The 17,267-nt window shown below is 62.6% G+C and carries 26 protein-coding genes and 1 tRNA gene; 8 read left to right on the top strand and 19 right to left on the bottom strand.

The window, feature by feature from the left end:
• Positions 1–2 precede the first annotated feature (2 nt).
• Positions 3–2,297: an Orn/Lys/Arg family decarboxylase gene (locus ACSFA2_RS16805; RefSeq protein WP_435456453.1), complete on the bottom strand. Its 2,295-nt coding sequence runs from the start codon at positions 2,295–2,297 to the stop codon at positions 3–5.
• A 125-nt stretch (positions 2,298–2,422) separates the two neighbouring features.
• Here ACSFA2_RS16805 and ACSFA2_RS16800 point away from each other — a divergent pair, with 125 nt between their 5' ends.
• The 4 genes from ACSFA2_RS16800 (at position 2,423) to ACSFA2_RS16785 (ending at position 4,252) form a co-directional block, all read left to right on the top strand.
• Positions 2,423–2,848, top strand: a complete 426-nt coding sequence (locus ACSFA2_RS16800) for an NfeD family protein (protein WP_435456452.1) — start codon at positions 2,423–2,425, stop codon at positions 2,846–2,848.
• A 31-nt stretch (positions 2,849–2,879) separates the two neighbouring features.
• Positions 2,880–3,812: an SPFH domain-containing protein gene (locus ACSFA2_RS16795; RefSeq protein ID WP_435456451.1), complete on the top strand. Its 933-nt coding sequence runs from the start codon at positions 2,880–2,882 to the stop codon at positions 3,810–3,812.
• Positions 3,813–3,827: 15 nt separating this feature from the next.
• A tRNA-Ser gene (locus ACSFA2_RS16790) sits at positions 3,828–3,918 on the top strand.
• Between the two features lie 112 nt (positions 3,919–4,030).
• Complete coding sequence (locus ACSFA2_RS16785; RefSeq protein ID WP_435456450.1) at positions 4,031–4,252, top strand: hypothetical protein; 222 nt, start codon at positions 4,031–4,033, stop codon at positions 4,250–4,252.
• Between the two features lie 366 nt (positions 4,253–4,618).
• Here the strand turns inward: ACSFA2_RS16785 and ACSFA2_RS16780 are convergent, their stop codons facing one another.
• The 3 genes from ACSFA2_RS16780 to ACSFA2_RS16770 are packed head-to-tail and all read right to left on the bottom strand — an operon-like array spanning position 4,619 to position 5,510.
• Complete coding sequence (locus ACSFA2_RS16780; protein ID WP_435456449.1) at positions 4,619–4,870, bottom strand: hypothetical protein; 252 nt, start codon at positions 4,868–4,870, stop codon at positions 4,619–4,621.
• Complete coding sequence (locus ACSFA2_RS16775) at positions 4,867–5,199, bottom strand: hypothetical protein (RefSeq protein ID WP_435456448.1); 333 nt, start codon at positions 5,197–5,199, stop codon at positions 4,867–4,869. The genes ACSFA2_RS16780 and ACSFA2_RS16775 overlap by 4 nt, the downstream gene beginning before the upstream one ends.
• A 14-nt stretch (positions 5,200–5,213) precedes the next feature.
• Positions 5,214–5,510, bottom strand: coding sequence for a hypothetical protein (locus ACSFA2_RS16770; RefSeq protein ID WP_435456447.1), 297 nt, complete (start codon positions 5,508–5,510; stop codon positions 5,214–5,216).
• 163 nt (positions 5,511–5,673) lie between these two features.
• On the opposite strand from ACSFA2_RS16770, the gene ACSFA2_RS16765 reads away from it, so the two are divergent.
• The gene (locus tag ACSFA2_RS16765; RefSeq protein WP_435456446.1) at positions 5,674–5,859 is read left to right on the top strand and encodes a hypothetical protein; all 186 of its coding nucleotides are present in this window, start codon (positions 5,674–5,676) and stop codon (positions 5,857–5,859) included.
• Between the two features lie 14 nt (positions 5,860–5,873).
• On the opposite strand, the gene ACSFA2_RS16760 is transcribed toward ACSFA2_RS16765, so the two are convergent.
• Both ACSFA2_RS16760 and ACSFA2_RS16755 read right to left on the bottom strand, forming a co-directional pair.
• On the bottom strand, positions 5,874–6,593 hold the full coding sequence (locus tag ACSFA2_RS16760) for an SOS response-associated peptidase (protein ID WP_435456445.1): 720 nt from the start codon (positions 6,591–6,593) through the stop codon (positions 5,874–5,876).
• A gap of 31 nt (positions 6,594–6,624) precedes the next feature.
• Positions 6,625–7,173 (bottom strand): hypothetical protein, encoded by a 549-nt coding sequence (locus ACSFA2_RS16755; protein ID WP_435456444.1) that lies wholly within the window; start codon positions 7,171–7,173, stop codon positions 6,625–6,627.
• 165 nt (positions 7,174–7,338) lie between these two features.
• Between ACSFA2_RS16755 and ACSFA2_RS16750 the strand changes: the two genes are divergently transcribed.
• On the top strand, positions 7,339–7,986 hold the full coding sequence (locus ACSFA2_RS16750) for a DUF4145 domain-containing protein (protein WP_435456443.1): 648 nt from the start codon (positions 7,339–7,341) through the stop codon (positions 7,984–7,986).
• A 28-nt stretch (positions 7,987–8,014) separates the two neighbouring features.
• Here ACSFA2_RS16750 and ACSFA2_RS16745 read toward each other — a convergent pair whose 3' ends face one another.
• The 7 genes from ACSFA2_RS16745 to ACSFA2_RS16715 form a co-directional block, all read right to left on the bottom strand.
• Complete coding sequence (locus ACSFA2_RS16745; RefSeq protein WP_435456442.1) at positions 8,015–8,617, bottom strand: hypothetical protein; 603 nt, start codon at positions 8,615–8,617, stop codon at positions 8,015–8,017.
• Between the two features lie 132 nt (positions 8,618–8,749).
• Positions 8,750–11,488 carry a phage tail tape measure protein gene (locus tag ACSFA2_RS16740; RefSeq protein ID WP_435456441.1) on the bottom strand — a complete coding sequence of 913 codons (2,739 nt, stop codon included), beginning with the start codon at positions 11,486–11,488 and terminating at the stop codon, positions 8,750–8,752.
• A gap of 9 nt (positions 11,489–11,497) precedes the next feature.
• Positions 11,498–11,656: a hypothetical protein gene (locus ACSFA2_RS16735; RefSeq protein ID WP_435456440.1), complete on the bottom strand. Its 159-nt coding sequence runs from the start codon at positions 11,654–11,656 to the stop codon at positions 11,498–11,500.
• On the bottom strand, positions 11,653–11,961 hold the full coding sequence (locus ACSFA2_RS16730) for a hypothetical protein (protein WP_435456439.1): 309 nt from the start codon (positions 11,959–11,961) through the stop codon (positions 11,653–11,655). Before ACSFA2_RS16730 ends, ACSFA2_RS16735 begins: the two co-directional genes overlap by 4 nt.
• Positions 11,958–12,257: a P27 family phage terminase small subunit gene (locus ACSFA2_RS16725; RefSeq protein ID WP_435456438.1), complete on the bottom strand. Its 300-nt coding sequence runs from the start codon at positions 12,255–12,257 to the stop codon at positions 11,958–11,960. The genes ACSFA2_RS16730 and ACSFA2_RS16725 overlap by 4 nt, the downstream gene beginning before the upstream one ends.
• Before the next feature lie 281 nt (positions 12,258–12,538).
• Positions 12,539–13,192 carry a hypothetical protein gene (locus ACSFA2_RS16720; RefSeq protein ID WP_435456437.1) on the bottom strand — a complete coding sequence of 218 codons (654 nt, stop codon included), beginning with the start codon at positions 13,190–13,192 and terminating at the stop codon, positions 12,539–12,541.
• Between the two features lie 79 nt (positions 13,193–13,271).
• The gene (locus ACSFA2_RS16715; RefSeq protein WP_435456436.1) at positions 13,272–13,802 is read right to left on the bottom strand and encodes a hypothetical protein; all 531 of its coding nucleotides are present in this window, start codon (positions 13,800–13,802) and stop codon (positions 13,272–13,274) included.
• A 101-nt stretch (positions 13,803–13,903) separates the two neighbouring features.
• Between ACSFA2_RS16715 and ACSFA2_RS16710 the strand changes: the two genes are divergently transcribed.
• Positions 13,904–14,200, top strand: a complete 297-nt coding sequence (locus tag ACSFA2_RS16710) for a hypothetical protein (protein WP_435456435.1) — start codon at positions 13,904–13,906, stop codon at positions 14,198–14,200.
• 53 nt (positions 14,201–14,253) lie between these two features.
• Here the strand turns inward: ACSFA2_RS16710 and ACSFA2_RS16705 are convergent, their stop codons facing one another.
• Positions 14,254–14,493, bottom strand: a complete 240-nt coding sequence (locus tag ACSFA2_RS16705; RefSeq protein WP_435456434.1) for a hypothetical protein — start codon at positions 14,491–14,493, stop codon at positions 14,254–14,256.
• A gap of 93 nt (positions 14,494–14,586) precedes the next feature.
• Between ACSFA2_RS16705 and ACSFA2_RS16700 the strand changes: the two genes are divergently transcribed.
• Positions 14,587–14,850 carry a hypothetical protein gene (locus ACSFA2_RS16700; RefSeq protein ID WP_435456433.1) on the top strand — a complete coding sequence of 88 codons (264 nt, stop codon included), beginning with the start codon at positions 14,587–14,589 and terminating at the stop codon, positions 14,848–14,850.
• 27 nt (positions 14,851–14,877) lie between these two features.
• On the opposite strand, the gene ACSFA2_RS16695 is transcribed toward ACSFA2_RS16700, so the two are convergent.
• The 5 genes from ACSFA2_RS16695 to ACSFA2_RS16675 are packed head-to-tail and all read right to left on the bottom strand — an operon-like array spanning position 14,878 to position 17,228.
• On the bottom strand, positions 14,878–15,207 hold the full coding sequence (locus tag ACSFA2_RS16695; RefSeq protein ID WP_435456432.1) for a TubC N-terminal docking domain-related protein: 330 nt from the start codon (positions 15,205–15,207) through the stop codon (positions 14,878–14,880).
• Complete coding sequence (locus ACSFA2_RS16690) at positions 15,204–16,427, bottom strand: AAA family ATPase (protein ID WP_435456431.1); 1,224 nt, start codon at positions 16,425–16,427, stop codon at positions 15,204–15,206. The genes ACSFA2_RS16695 and ACSFA2_RS16690 overlap by 4 nt, the downstream gene beginning before the upstream one ends.
• Positions 16,424–16,837, bottom strand: a complete 414-nt coding sequence (locus ACSFA2_RS16685; protein WP_435456430.1) for a CHC2 zinc finger domain-containing protein — start codon at positions 16,835–16,837, stop codon at positions 16,424–16,426. Before ACSFA2_RS16685 ends, ACSFA2_RS16690 begins: the two co-directional genes overlap by 4 nt.
• Positions 16,834–17,022 carry a hypothetical protein gene (locus ACSFA2_RS16680; RefSeq protein ID WP_435456429.1) on the bottom strand — a complete coding sequence of 63 codons (189 nt, stop codon included), beginning with the start codon at positions 17,020–17,022 and terminating at the stop codon, positions 16,834–16,836. The genes ACSFA2_RS16685 and ACSFA2_RS16680 overlap by 4 nt, the downstream gene beginning before the upstream one ends.
• Positions 17,019–17,228 carry a helix-turn-helix transcriptional regulator gene (locus ACSFA2_RS16675; RefSeq protein WP_435456428.1) on the bottom strand — a complete coding sequence of 70 codons (210 nt, stop codon included), beginning with the start codon at positions 17,226–17,228 and terminating at the stop codon, positions 17,019–17,021. Before ACSFA2_RS16675 ends, ACSFA2_RS16680 begins: the two co-directional genes overlap by 4 nt.
• Between the last annotated feature and the right edge of the window lie 39 nt (positions 17,229–17,267).

The following is a 17,267-nucleotide window of genomic DNA, read 5'->3' as shown; positions in this document are numbered from 1 at the left end:
GTTCAAACAGCGCGCACGCAGTCGGCGTAGTAGCGCTTCTTGCCCGTCTCGTCGACGCGAGCCACCAGCCCGTGGATGTCGGTCTCGAAGCCCGGGCACTCCTTGTTGAACTCGCGCGCGAACTTCAGGTAGTCGACGATCTTCTTGTTGAAGACCTCGCCCGGGATCAGCAACGGGATGCCCGGCGGGTACGGCGTGATCAGGCTGGTGGTGATGCGGCCTTCGAGCTGGTCGATCTCCACGCGCTCGGTCTTGCGGTGCGCGATGTGGGCAAAGGCATCGCTCGGCTTCATCGCCGGCGTCAGGTCGCTCAGGTACATCTCGGTGGTCAGCCGCGCCACATCGTAGCGCGCATACAGCTTGTGGATGTGCTGGCACAGGTCGCGCAGGCCCAGCTTTTCGTAGCCCGGATGCTGCTGGCAGAACTCGGGCAGGATGCGCCACATCGGCTGGTTGCGCGCGTAGTCGTCCTTGAACTGCTGCAGCGCGGTCAACAGCGTGTTCCATCGGCCCTTGGTGATGCCGATGGTGAACATGATGAAGAAGCTGTAGAGCCCGGTCTTCTCCACGATCACGCCATGTTCGGCGAGGAACTTGGTGACCACGCTGGCGGGAATGCCGGTGTCGGAAAACTTGCCTTGAAGGTCCAGGCCCGGCGTGACGATGGTCGACTTGATCGGGTCGAGCATGTTGAAGCCGTCGGCCAGCTTGCCAAAGCCGTGCCAGTTGCGCTTGGCGCTTTTGGCCTTGCTGTCGGTGCTGCCCTCGCCCTTCATGATCCAGTCTTCGGCACGGCCGATGCCCTCTTCGACGAGCTTCTCGGGACCCCAGACCTTGAACCACCACTCGTCCTTGCCGAACTCTTCCTCGACCTTGCGCATGGCGCGGCGGAAATCCAGCGCTTCCAGGATGCTTTCTTCCACCAGCGCAGTGCCGCCCGGTGGCTCCATCATGGCGGCGGCCACGTCGCAGCTCGCGATGATCGCGTACTGCGGGCTGGTCGACGAATGCATCAGGTAGGCCTCGTTGAACAGGTCGCGGTCGAGCGCGCGGTTCTGCGAGTCCTGCACCAGCACGTGGCTGGCCTGGCTGATGCCGGCCAAGAGCTTGTGCGTGGATTGCGTGGCGAACACCAGCGACTCCTTCGGCCGTACGCGGCGCTTGCCCATCGCGTGGTAGGCGCCGTAGAACGGGTGGAAGGCCGCGTGCGGCAGCCAGGCCTCGTCGAAGTGCAGCGTGTCGACGTAGCCGTCGAGCATGTTCTTGATGGTCTCGGTGTTGTAGATCACACCGTCGTAGGTCGACTGCGTGAGCGTCATCACGCGTGGCTTGATCTTGTCGTGGTCGACGCCGGCCAGCAGCGGATTGGCCTTGATCTTGGCCTTGATCGCGCTCTGCTCGAACTCGCTCTTGGGGATCGGGCCGATGATGCCGAAGTGGTTGCGCGTGGGCTTCATGAAGACCGGAATCGCGCCGGTCATGATGATCGCATGCAGGATCGACTTGTGGCAGTTGCGGTCGACCACCACCACGTCGTCGGGCGCCACCGTGTGGTGCCACACCATCTTGTTGCTGGTGCTGGTGCCGTTGGTCACGAAGAAGCAATGGTCGGCATTGAAGATGCGCGCGGCATTGCGCTCACTGGCCGCCACCGGGCCGGTGTGGTCGAGCAACTGGCCCAGTTCTTCCACCGCGTTGCAGACGTCGGCGCGCAACATGTTCTCACCGAAGAACTGATGGAACATCTGGCCGACCGGACTCTTCAAGAAGGCCACGCCACCCGAATGCCCGGGGCAGTGCCAGGAGTACGAACCGTCCTCCGCGTAGTCGATCAGCGCCTTGAAGAACGGCGGCTGCACGCCTTCGAGGTAACTCTTGGCCTCGCGGATGATGTGGCGCGCCACGAACTCCGGCGTGTCCTCGAACATGTGGATGAAGCCGTGCAGCTCGCGCAGGATGTCGTTCGGGATGTGCCGCGAGGTGCGCGTCTCGCCGTAGATGTAGATCGGCACCTCGGCATTCTTGCGCCGCACCTGCTCGATGAAGCTGCGCAGGTTCAGCACGGCCGGATCGAGGTCGGGGCCGGGCGTGAATTCCTCGTCGTCGATCGAGAGGATGAAGGCACTGGCCCGGCTTTGCTGCTGGGCGAACTGCGACAGATCGCCGTAGCTCGTGACACCGAGCACTTCGAAGCCTTCGCTTTCAAAGGCCTGCGCGAGCGCGCGAATACCAAGCCCCGAGGTGTTCTCGGCGCGGAAGTCCTCGTCGATGATGACGATGGGAAAGCGGAATTTCATGCGGGGGGGCTCCGAAGACGCAAACAGGCAAAAGCGTAAAGAGGGGCGAAGTGTACGGAATTCGCATGAAAGCGCTGTGCACCTTTTGCCCGAGAATGGCGGCGCTTCAACAACCAGGAGATGACATGGCGGATTCCACCCTCTGGTGGCTCATCGCGAGCGGCGCCATCGTGCTGGAACTGCTCACCGGCACGGTCTACCTGCTGCTTCTGGGCACCGGCTTCGCGGCGGCAGCGCTTGCTGCGCACGCCGGCTTCGGGCTCACGATCCAATTGCTGGTTGCAGCAGTGGTCGGCGTGGGGGCCGTGCTGGCCTGGTACACCGTGCGCCGCCGTCAGCCGCCTGCCGCGCCGAGCCGTGCCAACCCCGACGTCAACCTCGACATCGGCGAGCGCATCCACATCGACCACTGGAACGAGGACGGCACGGCGCAGGTGCGCTACCGCGGCGCCCCGTGGACGGTGGTGCCGCGGCCCGGCCATACGCCCAGCCCCGGCGAGCACCGCGTGGCCGAAGTCGTCGGCAGCCGCCTCGTCGTCGACAAGATCTGAACCGAAAACCTGTACATCAAGGGAGCCTTCCATGGACTACGCCGTACCGCTCGTCATCCTCGTCATCGCCGTCATCTTCATCAGCCAGTCGGTCAAGTTCGTGCCGCAGCAGAACGCCTGGGTGCGCGAGCGTCTGGGCAAGTACCACAGCACGATGACGCCCGGCCCGAACTTCCTCATCCCCTTCATCGACAAGGTGGCCTACAAGCACAGCCTCAAGGAGATCCCGCTCGACGTGCCCAGCCAGATCTGCATCACGCGCGACAACACGCAGCTGCAGGTCGACGGCATCCTCTACTTCCAGGTGACCGACCCGATGCGCGCGAGCTACGGCTCGTCGAACTACATCGTGGCCGTGACCCAGCTGGCGCAAACCTCGCTGCGCAGCGTGATCGGCAAGCTCGAACTGGACAAGACCTTCGAGGAGCGTGACGTGATCAACGCCCAGGTGGTCGCCGCCATCGACGAAGCGGCGCTCAACTGGGGCGTGAAGGTGCTGCGCTACGAGATCAAGGACCTGACGCCGCCGAAGGAAATTCTGCTGGCCATGCAGGCGCAGATCACGGCCGAGCGCGGCAAGCGCGCACTGATCGCCGCGTCGGAAGGCCGACGGCAGGAGCAGATCAACATCGCCACCGGCGAACGTGAAGCCTTCATCGCCCGCTCCGAGGGCGAGAAGCAGGCGCAGATCAACAACGCCCAGGGCGAAGCCGCAGCCATCACCGCGGTCGCCACCGCCACGGCGGACGCCATCGAGCGCGTGGCCGCGGCCATCCGTCAGCCGGGCGGTGAACAGGCGGTGCAGCTCAAGGTAGCGGAGCGCGCGGTCGATGCCTATGGCAAGGTGGCGGCCGACGCGACCACCACGCTGATCGTGCCCAGCAACATGAGCGAGACGGCGGCACTCATCGCATCGGCGATGCGAATGGTGCAGGCCGGAAAAACCGGCTCATCTGCAGGTTAGAATCGCAGGCTGTTCGGAGCGGTGGATGAGCGGTTTAAGTCGCACGCCTGGAAAGCGTGTGAGGGTTAATAGCCCTCCGCGGGTTCGAATCCCGCCTGCTCCGCCAACAGATCAAGAAATACGCCCCTTCTGGGGCGTTTTTTCTTTGCGTTCCCACATAAGCGCCCACAAAGTCCCTCTCCCTTTTCTTTTGATGGGGCGCCGCATCGGAGTACTTAATGAACCTGAAGCATTTCGCCGCCCACATCGCTACGCTGAGCGACGAAGACTTGATTGATGCGCGACATGCATCTTTGGTCGAGCACAGGACCGCCGAGGATGGGGAGCGCGATATCGCGCTACAGAAGACGTTCATCACTGAGCGAGCGATGATCGCGCGCTTCGGTCTTGGCGAAGCGTACAAGCGGCTTGCCGCAAAGCATCCCCAGCCCCGGATCTAGGCGGCTACGCCGCGCGGCGGCTGTTCAAGCATTGGTGTCGCGCGCTCTTGCGCCTACAGGAACGAGCCCCCCCGCCCGCGGGCGCATGGCGACGGTAGGACTAAGGGTCATGAATCTGACTTGTCGAGATGCCTATACTCGCGGCGACGGCCGATCGCAGCGCTGGTAGAGGGCCTTGAAATGGGCAGCCCCTCACGACGTGAGGTCCTCGAAGCTGCGGGCCGTCACCATTTCAAATGCCGCAGTGATGTGCGCATCACTTTTCAGTTCACCGGTGCACAATCATTCGGCGCCGTCGAATTGAACGTCGAAATCACACCGCGCTTGGCGCTTCAGCGCTGGCGATCTGTTTCGTTTGTAGGTCGTCTACAGATCGAGCGCGACCTGCCCGCCGTCGACCGCCACCAGATATCCGGGTGCCCCAGCGACTTCCTCGATCGCCACGCCCATGAAATGCGTGTCGTGGATCTCGTTACCCGGATCGCGGCTGATGTTGCGCAGGCGCATAAATGCCCCGCGCTGTTCAGGCGACAGCACTAGCTTCTGTGGGTACTTCATGTCTTGCGCCTTCCAATGCGCCGAGATTGCCTTGGTGACAGCGTCGTAAATGTTGCTCATGGCCGCATTGTCGCGGGCGACATCGGCAGTAAGGCGTCATTCATCTCGCGCGGCTTGCACCACCAGACCTGAGTCACGTTCGGCGCTTGGTAGGCCTGCTGCTCCTCCTGCCCGAAGATCAGGATGCCGCCCCGGTCGATCTTCTTGACGTGCGCGTGCACCAGCGGTTCGATTACGTCGATCAGGATCTCTGGGGTTCGGAAGAGCCGCGCCGTGGTCTGCGTGTAGAACTTGCGCGAGTCTTGGCCCATGAACAGCCAGCCGACGACCGAGAGCTTGGGAACGACCTCGCGCGGCAACTTCATGCCGGCCTGGCGCAGCGCGTACACGGTGCAGAGCACGGCTAAAAGGGCACGTCGTCATGCGTGATGAACGCGCGGATGTCGACGGAGGCAGCATTGGTTGGATAGATGTCCTCGCGGTACTCGCCTGCCTCGGGGAACAGGCGCTGGGCCACATCGGCAGGGTGCTCATCCCCGTGCTTTGCCGCGACCGCCGCGCCGAAGACTTCGAACCCGGCCATGCACAGCGGCCTCTTTGTCTCAAGCTCGTCCCAGGTCAACGCGAAGACGTGAACCCAGGCGTCTATACCTGTGAGGTCGCGGCCAAGGAAGGAAATCGGTATTGGTGGTTGCCACATGGTCAGCTCCTGCGTGACCGTTCATCCTAGCAAAACAACTGTATGTTCATCCAGTATTCCGACGAACGGCGCCGGGCGGTGACGGTCATGTAGGGCATTTCTGAACACGAGCTGACTCGTATCGCTACAGGTACGCTGCGAGCCGGTGAATAGAAGGTGTCCCATGAACCGCCGACAGCAGCTCATCGACACCATCCAATCGCTTTCCCTAAATGAAGGCACTCGACAGCCGACCGCAGCCGCTTGGCTTGCTGACCAGGACGCAAAAGCGAAGCAACGCCGAGAAACAGATCCCGGTCAGCATGCGGGGCATGACTATCAGGACAACGCGCCCGGCTCGAACGACTGAGCGTGAAGCCCCGCTCAGATGAGCCCCCGCGTCTCGCCCTTCTTCGGTGCCGGCGGCTCCGGCGTGGCCAGCAGCCGATCAGCCGGGTACTGGCGCATGAAGTCGCTGGAGTTAGCCGCAGGTGCGTCGAGCCAGGCCTCGTACAGACCCTCCGGCAGGATCACCACCATGCGCTTGTCCTGCATCTCGGGCGGGCGTTTTGGGTCCGGCCGGTGCATGTGCTTCATCAGGTCGTGGTTGTCGGCGTTGAGGGTCAGCATCGTGAAGGTGTTGACCCATTCCCCCTCGGGCGATTTCCAAGGCTGCCACAGGCCGGCCACGCCGAGCGTGCCGCCGTCGGCCGCGGTGAACCTGGTCGGGATGTGCGTGCCAGTACGCCAGTCGGGCTCGTAGATCGCTTCGCAGGGCACGATGCAGTGCCGGGCCTTCGCCCATGCGTGCTTGAAGCTGGCCAGCGTCGCGACGGTCTCGGACCGGGCGTTGTATGTCCTCGTGCCGTACTTCACTTCGGTAGCGAAGCCGGGCAGCAGGCCAAAGCGCGCTTCCACCATCTCGACATCGGGCACGGCCTCGTCGCCTGACTCGCGCTCAGGCGGGCGGCGCACGATCGGCGCGAACTGGGTTGGGTAGATGTGGCTGCCACCGGGTGGCAGTTCCCAGTTGGACGGCAACTTGATGCCGAAGCGCTTCTCGTAAAAGTGCCGGCGCTTCTCAGCCTGGTAGTGGCTGCACATGGGTTTAACCTTCCCCCCACACTCCCCGAGGTCAGACGTGTGGCACCAAGTCGGAGCACAGAGAGACAAAACGGCTGACTTCAAATTCAACTACCGCGTCTGGCTTGTTGCTCCGGTCAACGCAGAACAGGAGATAGTGCTGCCCGTCGGGCAGAGTTCTGAAGTTCATCGCTCGCTCTATGCGATGCTTCACTTTTGAGAGCAATCCATCCAACGCAAGCGGTTCGACAAGCCTATGCGGCGGGAGCACTCCCCGTCCAGGCGCCAGGTCCGCAATGTACTCATGATCCTCACGTCGTGCTTTTTTGACGATCGACCCGGCTACTTTGTCTAAGCCTGCTTGCAACTTGGACCCAGAATACGAAGAAGCACTATGCATGTCGTCGCGCGACCTCAGGATCGCGCCAGCAATGTGGTCCAACATCACAAAAGCTTTCATGCTTACCGTGACCGCTGTCGCAACGTCGCCGACTTCCCAGGCTCTTACGAAAATCTGCGAGCACCTCCTGAGGTCCTCGATGCAGTCCTTCAGCGAGGGGTTCGGGTCCGAAGAATTGGTTAGAAAACTTGGCAGTCCCATCAGATGCTTCGGAGTAAAGCCTAGATTAGATCAGTGGTTTGCAGCAAGTGCCAGCGGGCTACGATGCCGATCCATAACGAGGAGTGAGACATGGCTTTTAACTGGACCTGTCCAACATGCGGACAGCCTACGACAATCACGTCGCCGAATCACGAAGTGCGGAACATGGACCTGCTCTGTGATGCGACCGAAAAAGCACAAGCGATTCAGCTCAAAGCGACGCTCATCGAATGCCCAAGTCAATCCTGCAAAGCCCAGAGCCTTGAGCTACGTCTTCGGTTTGGCGAGAACAAGAGGGACGACAGGGGCTACACGCGCGTCCATCCAGAGCTATCTCGCAAGGTTGGGGTCGGTGATCTCCGCATCTTGCCCACCACGCCGCAACCGCTGTCTTCACATGTGCCGGCCCACGTCTTGAATGACTACGATGAGGCATACCTCATTGCGGGCTTGAGTCCGAAGGCTTCAGCGACGCTGGCAAGACGCGCTTTGCAAGGAATGGTGCGTGACTTTTTCACGCTGCCCAAGCTCAAAACCCTGCATCAAGAACTCGAGGCAATCAAGGACAAGTGCGATCCTGATCTCTACGCAGCGATGATGGACGTGAAGAGCGTGGGCAACATCGGCGCTCACCCAGAGCAAGACGTGAGCTTGATCGTCGACGTCGAACCTGGCGAGCCGGAGACGCTGCTGAAGCTGATCCACCTCCTTGACAGAGAGTGGTATGTAGCCCGAGCGGACAAGCAAGCTCGAATTGCCAACGTCCGGTTACTAGCGGCGGCCAAGAAGCCTCCTGCTGCGCCGGCCAGCTGACCATCTGGACAGGCTGGCAGGCGACTCGCTACCGCGTCGTCACCCGCCCCAGCGTCGACAGCCTGCAGTCATCGCGCGTGACTTCGGCGAGCAGCAGCCGGCCACCGATTGGGCCGGCTGGGAGCATTGCGAGTGTCCTCTCGACCTGCTCGGCTGCGATAGCGTGGGCCTGGCCTGGCGAGCGTGCGTGGATGCCTTCTTGGCCCCACGACGCATCCCAGGGGGAGAGGTAGAGATCGGTGATTTCCTGAAAGCTGAAACCTGACTCATCCTTAGACTGCGCCACGATGCAGCACATGTGGCCACGGCTGCGCGAGTAGCCCACCACGGTGATCTCCTGCTGCAGGAGCGAACCGGGTTCACTCGGTGGCATCTGCGCCAGCAGACTGGTCACTCGCTTGAGTGCTTCCGGCATCGCGTCCTCGACCTCATCGAAGCCGGCAACGTTCCTGAGCGAGGAGAACAGGGCATGCAAAAAGATGTCGTGACCGCGGACTGCCATCACCACATTCGCGTGCGGCAGCGCGAGCATCTTGCTGATGTCGATGTACTTGCCGTGTTCGTCCTTGCCCTCGGTGTCGACCACCACCATGGCCTTCTGTGAGGTCATCCAAACATCAACGAGGCTCATGACGGCTTCCCCACCGTGAGAGAGCCCAGCACGGGGCTCACGGCCAGATAGGTGGCGTAAGCGGTGTAGACGTAGGACGCCGCTTGAAGAATGATCGGGATTGCTTGTGGCATCTGCTCTTCCTTGGTTGATTTATGCGGCATCGCCGGCATAGCTGCGGCTGCGGCGGAAACCGTTGGCCGTGCGCCGCTCAGAACTCTGTACTGCCTCGATAACCATGCTCTTGGTTGCCACGTCGCCGACGGTGAAGTTGTAGTGATAGGTGTCGCCTCCACCACCGCCGCCGAGCGCGTTGTTCGGGACGATGGAGCCAGAAGCGCCAGGCACGAACACCTCAGGCCCTTTCTCGCCCACCAAGTACGGCGTGCCGCCGCTGACTGGACCGCCGGACGCCTTAGCCTTGCCCGATGCACTCAGACCGCTGATGAAAGCCCCGAGCACGTCAGTACCACCACCGGACGCCGACGCGCCGCCACCGAAAAGGCTGAGCACGCCTTTCGCCAGTGGTCCGGTGATGGACTGTTGGACGGCGATGCGCACCAGGTCGGCAATGATGGAGTTCGCCAAGCTCGAAAAGCTCAGCTTGCCGGTGGTCGCGAATTGCACGATCGCGTCCTCTGCACCCTTGAACGAGTCGGCCAAAGTGCGGCCTGTGGAGCCGGCAACATCATCGACGTACTTCGCGTAGTCGGACAGAGCAGCGGTGGCGCCGAGCTTCCAATCGGCACGCGCTGCAGCCTCGTCGGCGTAGTACTTCTTCTGGGAAGCTAGTGCGTTGTCGAGGGACGCCTTGATCTTGGCAGTCGCCTCGACGTAGGCGTCGGAGCCCAGCATGTCCTTCTTGCCGAACTCGTCATCGACGCGCAACTGGTAGCGCCGGAACTCGTTCCGAATGGACTTTTCGGCTTCGACCATCTTTCGGGCCTGGTCGCCGAGACCGAGTGAGTCGATCATGCGGTCGTACTGCTCGGCTCGGCCAGAAGCGCCCGACGCGATCGAAGCCTCGATGCTCTCGACGGTGCGCCGCAGGGCTTCTGCGTCTGCGCCCGACTGCTTCACGATGTCAGCAATCTTCTCTTCGAATTTGATCTGACCGGAGAGCGCGGCATTCTTGGCGAGTTGGGCACCGATAGCGTCCTTGTTCGCCAGCAAGCTTTTCTGCTCTGCCGTCAGGATCTTCTTGTCCTTCAGGTCGGCGATCAGCTGCTGGAACTTGACCTGCTCGCGCTGCTCGGCGGTGATCTTCAGCTCGCCGGCAAGCTGGTCCTTCAGCGTCGATTCGGTCTGGCGCAGCGTCTCCAGGAACTTCGTGGCCGCGTCGTCCTGGAACGCCTTGGCGGCCGGTGTCTTCGGGTCTTTGTATTTCTCATTGATGTTAGAGACCAGCTTGTCGTACTCCGGCCCGCTGGTCGCCTTCCCGAGGGTCTGGTAGTCACGGTTCAGATCCGCAATCGCCTTCTTGCGCTTGTCGGCGTTGGTCTTCACTTCGTCGGTCAGCGTCTTGAGCCGATCGGACGAGGCGATCTTTGCGGCTTCGGAGCGCGCCCGTTCTCCTTCAGAGAAAGCGTTGTCTATCTCAAGAGACGACTTTCGGGAGAGACGAGCAACCTCACCCGACATCGTCTTAAGTTGCGCTTCGTAGTCGGCCTTCCCGGTCACCGGTCCACCAATCGGACCACCTTCCTTCAGATCGGAAAGCTTCTGCTTTGCCGCAGTGAGCGCCTCACCGGTGGTCTGCTGCCGGCCGAGACCCTGCATGGCGTCCCAGGCTTTCCCGGCATCGAGCGCGAGCGCACGCCACGCCTTCATCAGGACGCCGGCCTGCGCCTCCACGTCCTTCATGCGCTGCGTGGTGATCGTCGCCGCCGTCGACTGTGCGAGTGCGACCGCCTCTTCCTTGCGACCCTGCTCTTCGAGCGCACGGATGCGGTCGTAGGTCGTCTGGTTGAGGTAGTGCATCGTCTCGTTCAGCTTGGCCGATGCCTTTGCAGGCTCGTCGGATAGCTTGGCGAAGACGGCTGTAGCTTCGTCGACGGACGTGCCGAGGACGCGATTCATCGACACCACCGCGGCGCCGACATCGGTCATGGCGTCGGCGGCGATCTTCCCGCTCTGTGCGATCTTGGCGAGCGCTTCGGCGGCCTGGCCTTGGGTCCCGGTGGTCGACGCGATCTGGGCGGCCTGCTCCTTGAGCTGGTCGGTGGTCTTGCCCAGGTAGTTGCCGGTCAGGATCAGCGCCTTTGCGTAGGCCTGCGACTCCTGGCTGCCTTGGTACATCGCCACGGCCAGCGCGCCTACGGCAGTAGCCCCCAGAGTGAACGGCGTGATGATGCTCGCGACGTAGCCACCCAGAGCCCGAGCGGCAGGGCCAATGCCGCCGAAGAGATCCTTCAACTGCCCCCCTTGCTGGAGGAACACGGTCAGTGGTGCTTGGCCACCTTGCAAGCTGGTAATGATGTCCGTGAACTGGGCCGGCACGCCACGCATGGCCGCAGCCGTAGCCTTGGCGGACATGCCGAGATTCGTCATCGGCTGAGTAGCGGCCTCAATGCGGGCGATGAACGGTGCGGCGGCTTCCGATACGCCGGCCGTCTGCGCTCGCAGGGCGGCGTACTGAGCGGCGGTCATGGAAAGACGGTTGGCCTGGCCTTCCAACGACTTCAGCACCCGCTGTGCGTTGGCCGATACCTTGTCGCCTGCCGCAGTCGACGAGGTGCCCATGGCAGCCAAGCCATCCGCGGCCTTTTTGCCCTGCGTGGTGGCAGCGACGCCGAGATCAGCCAGCGAGCGCTTCGCCTTCCCGACGCCGGCCTCGACGCCGGTAGCGTCAGCGGTCAGGGAAATCTGTGCTTTGAGGTCTGCAGAAGACATGGACGGTCCTTATCGAGTGAGTTCGCCAGGGAAGATGTCGCCCAGGTCAATGCACATGAGGTAGACGCCCGGGCCGCGCAGCAACATGCCGACGCCGAACGGGGTGATGGAAATGCCGAGGTCAGAGCACAGGGCGCGGACTAGCTTGCGGCGGTCGCGGGCGGTCATCGGCTGGCCCTCTTCGGATCGATGCCGGTCTCCTTCCGCGCCATGGCGGTCAGCTCCGACAAGTGACCGCCGGTCGCGCCAGCAGTCCGACTAAGGAGGTTTCGCAACCGCTCGTCCGGCACCGTGCCGGGGTGGTCACTGAGCCAGATGTCCCAAAGGTCGGCCAGGACGTAGCGCCATGGCCAGGTGTACGCGTGAAACGAGAAATCCCGGTCACCCGCGAACCAGTCGGTGATTGGCTTCGGGATGGCGACATTGCTGCCGCTGCGCCGACGGCTGCGAAAGGTAGCCTTCGCGGCGGTCAATCTTCGGCCCCCGGTTCCAGCTTGAGCAGGCGCAGGGCGGAATGCATCTGCGTGCGGGCGTCACGCTCTACGCCGGCGGCAGGATGGGTCTTGCGCTGGCCCCAGCGGTCCGAGAACACGGCGCCTTCTTTGTCGAGCACCTTGCGGGCTTCCTGCAGCCGGTCGTAGGCCTCGCATGCCGACTGCAGCAGAAGAAGGCCGGCGGCGTCGTTCAGGCTGTAGTCGTTGAACAGGCCCTGCCACAGCTTTTTCGCCTCGACGCTGAGGTGCTTGGCGGGTGTTGGTTTAGCGCTCACGTCATGGCTCACTTTCTTTCAGGGATTTGCCCGGGCTTTCTGCGCGTGAGGAACCGGGTGGTGTCCGCTCCGACCCTCCTTTGAACAATCTCGCCCCCCCCGGGGGTAGATGGCGGCGTGCAGCCCGTCAGGGCGGTGAGCCTCCCCACAGCGCTCTCTACGCTGCCATGCACGCCCATGCGCGAGCGGGATGCGGACACCCCTGTTCAGGCCGGCGCCTCTATGGGCTGCTCTCTCGATGGCGGCGGCTTGGGTCATGGCAGTGGTGTCGGGGTCGGCCATCAGGCGGCCAGCGTGGCGACCTTCTTGCGACGTGCAGCGGTGTCGATGCGCTGTTTGATCGCGTCGCGCTCTTCCGCGGTCATGAGGTAGTCGGCGATGTCGGCATGCCAGGCGGGCACGTAGCCGCCGGTCATGTCGAAGGGGTCGAAGGAGCCGGCGTCTGGGTACTCGAAGCGGGTGCACGGGAGCTGCTGCGAGTAGCCCAGTGCGTCGATGGAGTGGCGGAGGCTGATCTCGGCCAGGTTCGCCGCATGCAGCTCGGCGATGGCGTCCTTGATGCGCTTGGTCCGCGCCTTGTGCTCCTCGCTGAAGCGCTGCGCTGCCTTCTGGCTCAATTCGAAGGCAACGCGATCGACAACGACCTGCTGCGCACCGATGGCACGGCGCAAGCCAGAGATCAACATCTCGGCGGCGCGGGTCTTCTCGCTGAGGCTCGATGGCACACGACCACCGAGCAGCATTTCGGCATGCTCGATGAGGACGACGCCCGGCTGATGGGCTTCGATTTCCTGAGCGCGGAACCAGTCGGCGCGCATCTGCACCAAGCTCTCTTCGGCCTTGTTCAGCTCGGTTTGAAAGCGGGACAGCTTCTCGAGTTCGACGGTGTACGCAGGGATCGTCGACAGCGCCGGGTATGCAAGTTCTTCAGTCATGGTTGCCTGATGTGTTTGGTTGGTTCAGTGATCTTCGATCGATCGATTGGGTAGAGCTAAGAGGCTTACCCAGAATCTTTCAGATCGCTTTGCGGATGGTCTCGGCCGCAGCTTTCGGGAGCCCGAGCCGGGCCGCAATCAGCTCGCCGCGTCGGCGGTCGCTGAGGGACTGCAGACTGGGGTCAGCCGCCAGTCGTTTCCAGAGCGCGATGTCCTCATCGGAGTACTTGCGACAAGCTGCAGCACCTCTTGCGCGCTGGCCTGCCTGAGCGACCGAGCGGCGGCGTTCGGCCTTGACGGCGGGCATGAGCTTTTCAGCAGCACGCCGGATCAGCATCAAGTACCGGACGATCTCCATGGCGTGCGCGAGATTGCCGGCCTTGTAGATCTCGAAGGCTCGCTGCCGGTCTGCGAGCGCATGCGCCCTGTCCTGATCCAGCAGGTCACCGGACGCGAGGAAGGCATCCAGCGTTGCGATGTCGAAGCCGTACTGGCTGTGGGAGAGCCAGGCAAAGCGATCCTCGAGGCTCTGCCAGGGGTGCGTCGCACTGAAGTCATCCTCTGGATGCGGTAGCACGTCAACAAGCGAGTCACATTCGCCGGCCGTCATTCGACGCACCTCACGCATGCGGACCCACGCAGACCACTACGTGTTGGCGGTCGGGTGGGGTTCATCCCGGAAGGTGAGGCTCGCGGGGCACTGTGGCGAACATGGTGAACATCTGGCTGACGTACCCAGTTCCACCGATTGCAGCAAGTTGTTTTGCCACCTATCCTGTCCGCCCCACCTCTGGAAGCAATATGACTGACACCATGCGCCTTAGCGGCCCCGTCGAAGTGAAGGCCGATGCCCATGAGCGGGTAGCTTTCGACCTCTTGACGTTGATCGATCGCCACGAGCAGGACGACAAGCACGAGAAAACTCGGGAGTACTTCTTGAAGCTCTACGAGCAGTGCTATTCGGTGACTATTGGTCGTACCGCCAAACGAGCGCTGGCGGGTGAATAGCACGGGTTGAGGAGCGTGCTGCTGGAGTCGGTCATTTCGAGCGATAGCGTTTCTCATGACCCGGTCCCGGTGGTGTGGATCAGACGCTCGCCTTCCTTCCCGATCTGCACGACCGTGAACACCGGCGCAGTGCCGTTGCTCCACATGCGCACCCGGACCTCGAAGGGCTGGCCAGCGGCGAACTCCGCGGCGATGCTCGCCCGGGTCAACTGATCGAGGTCGACAAGAGCGCGCTGGATGTAGGTCAGCGCATCCTTGCCGAGGTCGTACATCAGGATCTTGTCGGCGTTCATGGATGGCCTCCTGCTGTCGCTACTAGGAGCGTCTGCACCCTCGCGGGGTAGAGTGCGGACACCACAACACGGACCCGATGAGGGGCACACGAAATGGCTGACCAAGACGATATGAATGCGGCGACTTTTGCCGCGTTGATGGCTCTCACTGGAAGAGTGCGGGCGCTTGAAGTCATAAATGACGCCCTCCAGGCAACGCTACTGAAGTCGCTACCGCCGCTGATTGGCCCCTTTCGTACGAACCTGAACGACCTTGCAGGTCTAGGCGCTGCTGATTTGGCGCCCGAGTCAATGAATGCATATCGCGCAGCGCTCGATCTTCAATGGAGGCACCTCGACCTTCACCAAGAGCTTTGACGCAGGCATCTGACGATCCGGGCAACCTCATGCCTGCCTCCCATATTGCCCACGGAAGTACGCGAGCAGGTCGTGCTGAAGGTATGGGGGCGTGGCCAGGCAATCGGCTCGCATTTCGTCCCGTGCCGTCTCATCGTCGCCGTGGTGATCGCACGCCTGCATCGCTGCTTGGATAAGCTGGGCGGTCGTCTTATGCGCTGCATCTACGAAGGCGATCAACTCAGGCTTGTGCGCGACCAGCAGCTCGCGGAGCGCAGGGGTCAGGCGGTTGGACGGCTTTACGACCAGCACCTCGCCGTCGACGCGGAGCGAGATACCAGCCTCCGACGCAGTACGGCAGATGTCGAGCGGACTCATAGCTGCACCTCGTCAGCGCCAAGTTGCTCAGCTTCTTCACCCTTGAACACATGGGCAAGTTGAGCACCTTGAGCAACATGACCGATTTCATCTTGCTCAACATGCCCATGTTGTCCAACTTGCCCATGATTTTTTGTGAGCAAGTTGCCGCCTTTGCGCGCGTAGACGGGTAGCTGCCAGTACCAACCCGATTCACCCTTCTTCTTGAGCACATTGAGCGCATCGGACGCCCGGCGCACTGTCGACCAGGAATGGCCTGCTTCTTTTGCTTCGGCCTGCACGGTCTTGGTCGGTGTCGCGCAGATCAGCAGCTCGCGCAGAAAGTCCTCCGCCGACTGGCGAGCACCAGCAGCGTCAGTGCCCTCCTCCTCGGGTTCAGCCAGTAGGTCGCGAGCGTTGCCAGCGACGGCCTGGCCCCAGGTGACGATCGAAGTTGGGATGCCCTGGGCTTCGACCTGCTCGACGTGATACTCGAAGCCGCCATCGTCGGGGGCGATGTTGGCCTTGGCGCGCACCAGCATGCGCTTGTCGCCACCCTCCTCGTTCCTGACCTTGGCGGCCAGCAGCACGATGCGCGCGACCGCACTGAAGGCGATCGAACCTGTGACACGCTCTGTCGGGTCGCGGCCCACCGTGCCCTTGCTCAAGTGCGTGATGCCGACCACCGCGGCGCCAAGCTCGGCGCCCAGGTTGACCAGCGGCTGCAGGCCTTTCCGAACCTCAGCGTTCTTGTGAGAATCACCGCTCACTGCGGAGACTACCGGGTCGACGATGAGCAGCTTGATGTCGCCGATGCGCTGGGCCTCGATAGACAGCTCGAGCAATTCGCGCGCGGGGTCGAAGGGCAGCACCTCGTCGTCGACACGAGAGCCGGTGACGAAGTAGATGCGGTCCATGTTGGCGCCCATGCCGATCAGCCTAGGAACCAAGGTGTCGGCCGGATCGTCTTCGCCCGACCAGATCAGGACATTGCCCGGTTCACAGCGGACACCATCTGGCCAGCGCCCGCCGCTGGTGAGCGTGGCAGCCAGGCCGAGAGCGATCGTCGTCTTCCCAGCACCAGGAGCACCAGCCAGGATGTGCAGCTTGCCGCGTGCGAGCCAGTGATGCCAGAGCCAAGAGATCGGCACAGGTTCGATGTCGGAGCCGCGCGTCAGCACGATCCCATCGAGTTCCATCGGTGGCGGTAGTGCTTCCCACACGGGAGAGTGATCCTTCATGTGAGGGCCTTACTTGCCTGATTGAGGCGTTGCTTGGCGACCTGCTCCCGGTTGAGATCGGCGGCGCTGATTTGCCGGCCTGCTCTGCGGTCGAACTTGACGATAGCCAGCACCTGGCGCTCGAACTCTGCTGCGGCGCGCAGGGCGGTGCGCGTGACCCCGGGTGCTGGCGGAGGTGGGCGTGGGCGATCGGACGGCGGGAAGAGGTCGGCGACCGTCATGCCGATGGCAGCAGCGACATCTGCAGTGGCGCAGCCAGCAAAGCAGTGCATGAGCACCCGGCCGTCGTCGCCTTCCTTGATGGACAGCGACGGGCCGCGGTCAGCGTGCGCAGGGCACCGGGCGGTGAAGCCCTGGCCGGACTTGCGGACCTGTTCGAGTTGCAGCAGCACGTTCTCGATGGTGCTCATGCAGCACCGCCGATCTGGTTCAGAAAGCCCTGCAGGTCGTGCAGGGTGCTGAAGGTGCGGCTCTGGCCCCAGCGGCGCACCTCGTAGTACGTGACCTCACCCTTCTGGACGATCTGCAGTTCATGCCCTGCGCGAGCGAACTGCGCCCTAAGGGTCGAGATGTATTTGTGCTCGAAGGTGGTCATTTCGCCACCTTCTTCGAAGCCTCAAATTCTTCGATGGCGTCCATCCGCCAGTACGGCTTGGAGGGACCGAATGGGTACTCTGGCTGCGGCAAAACCCCTTCCCGCAGCTTCACATAAAACGTCGAGTTGGAGATGCCCCAGCGCTGGCGCAGTCGGGGGCCTTGGATCCAGACTGGCGAGGTTACCGGTCCGCTTCGAGTTTGCATCGCATCACTCCATCTTTGTTAGGACGGAATGACTGTCGA

It is taken from the genome of Variovorax cryoconiti (assembly GCF_051216395.1).
Classification (GTDB): domain Bacteria; phylum Pseudomonadota; class Gammaproteobacteria; order Burkholderiales; family Burkholderiaceae_C; genus Variovorax.
The sequence above is the reverse complement of the archived record's forward strand: the minus strand, read 5'-3'. Positions and strand labels throughout refer to the sequence as shown.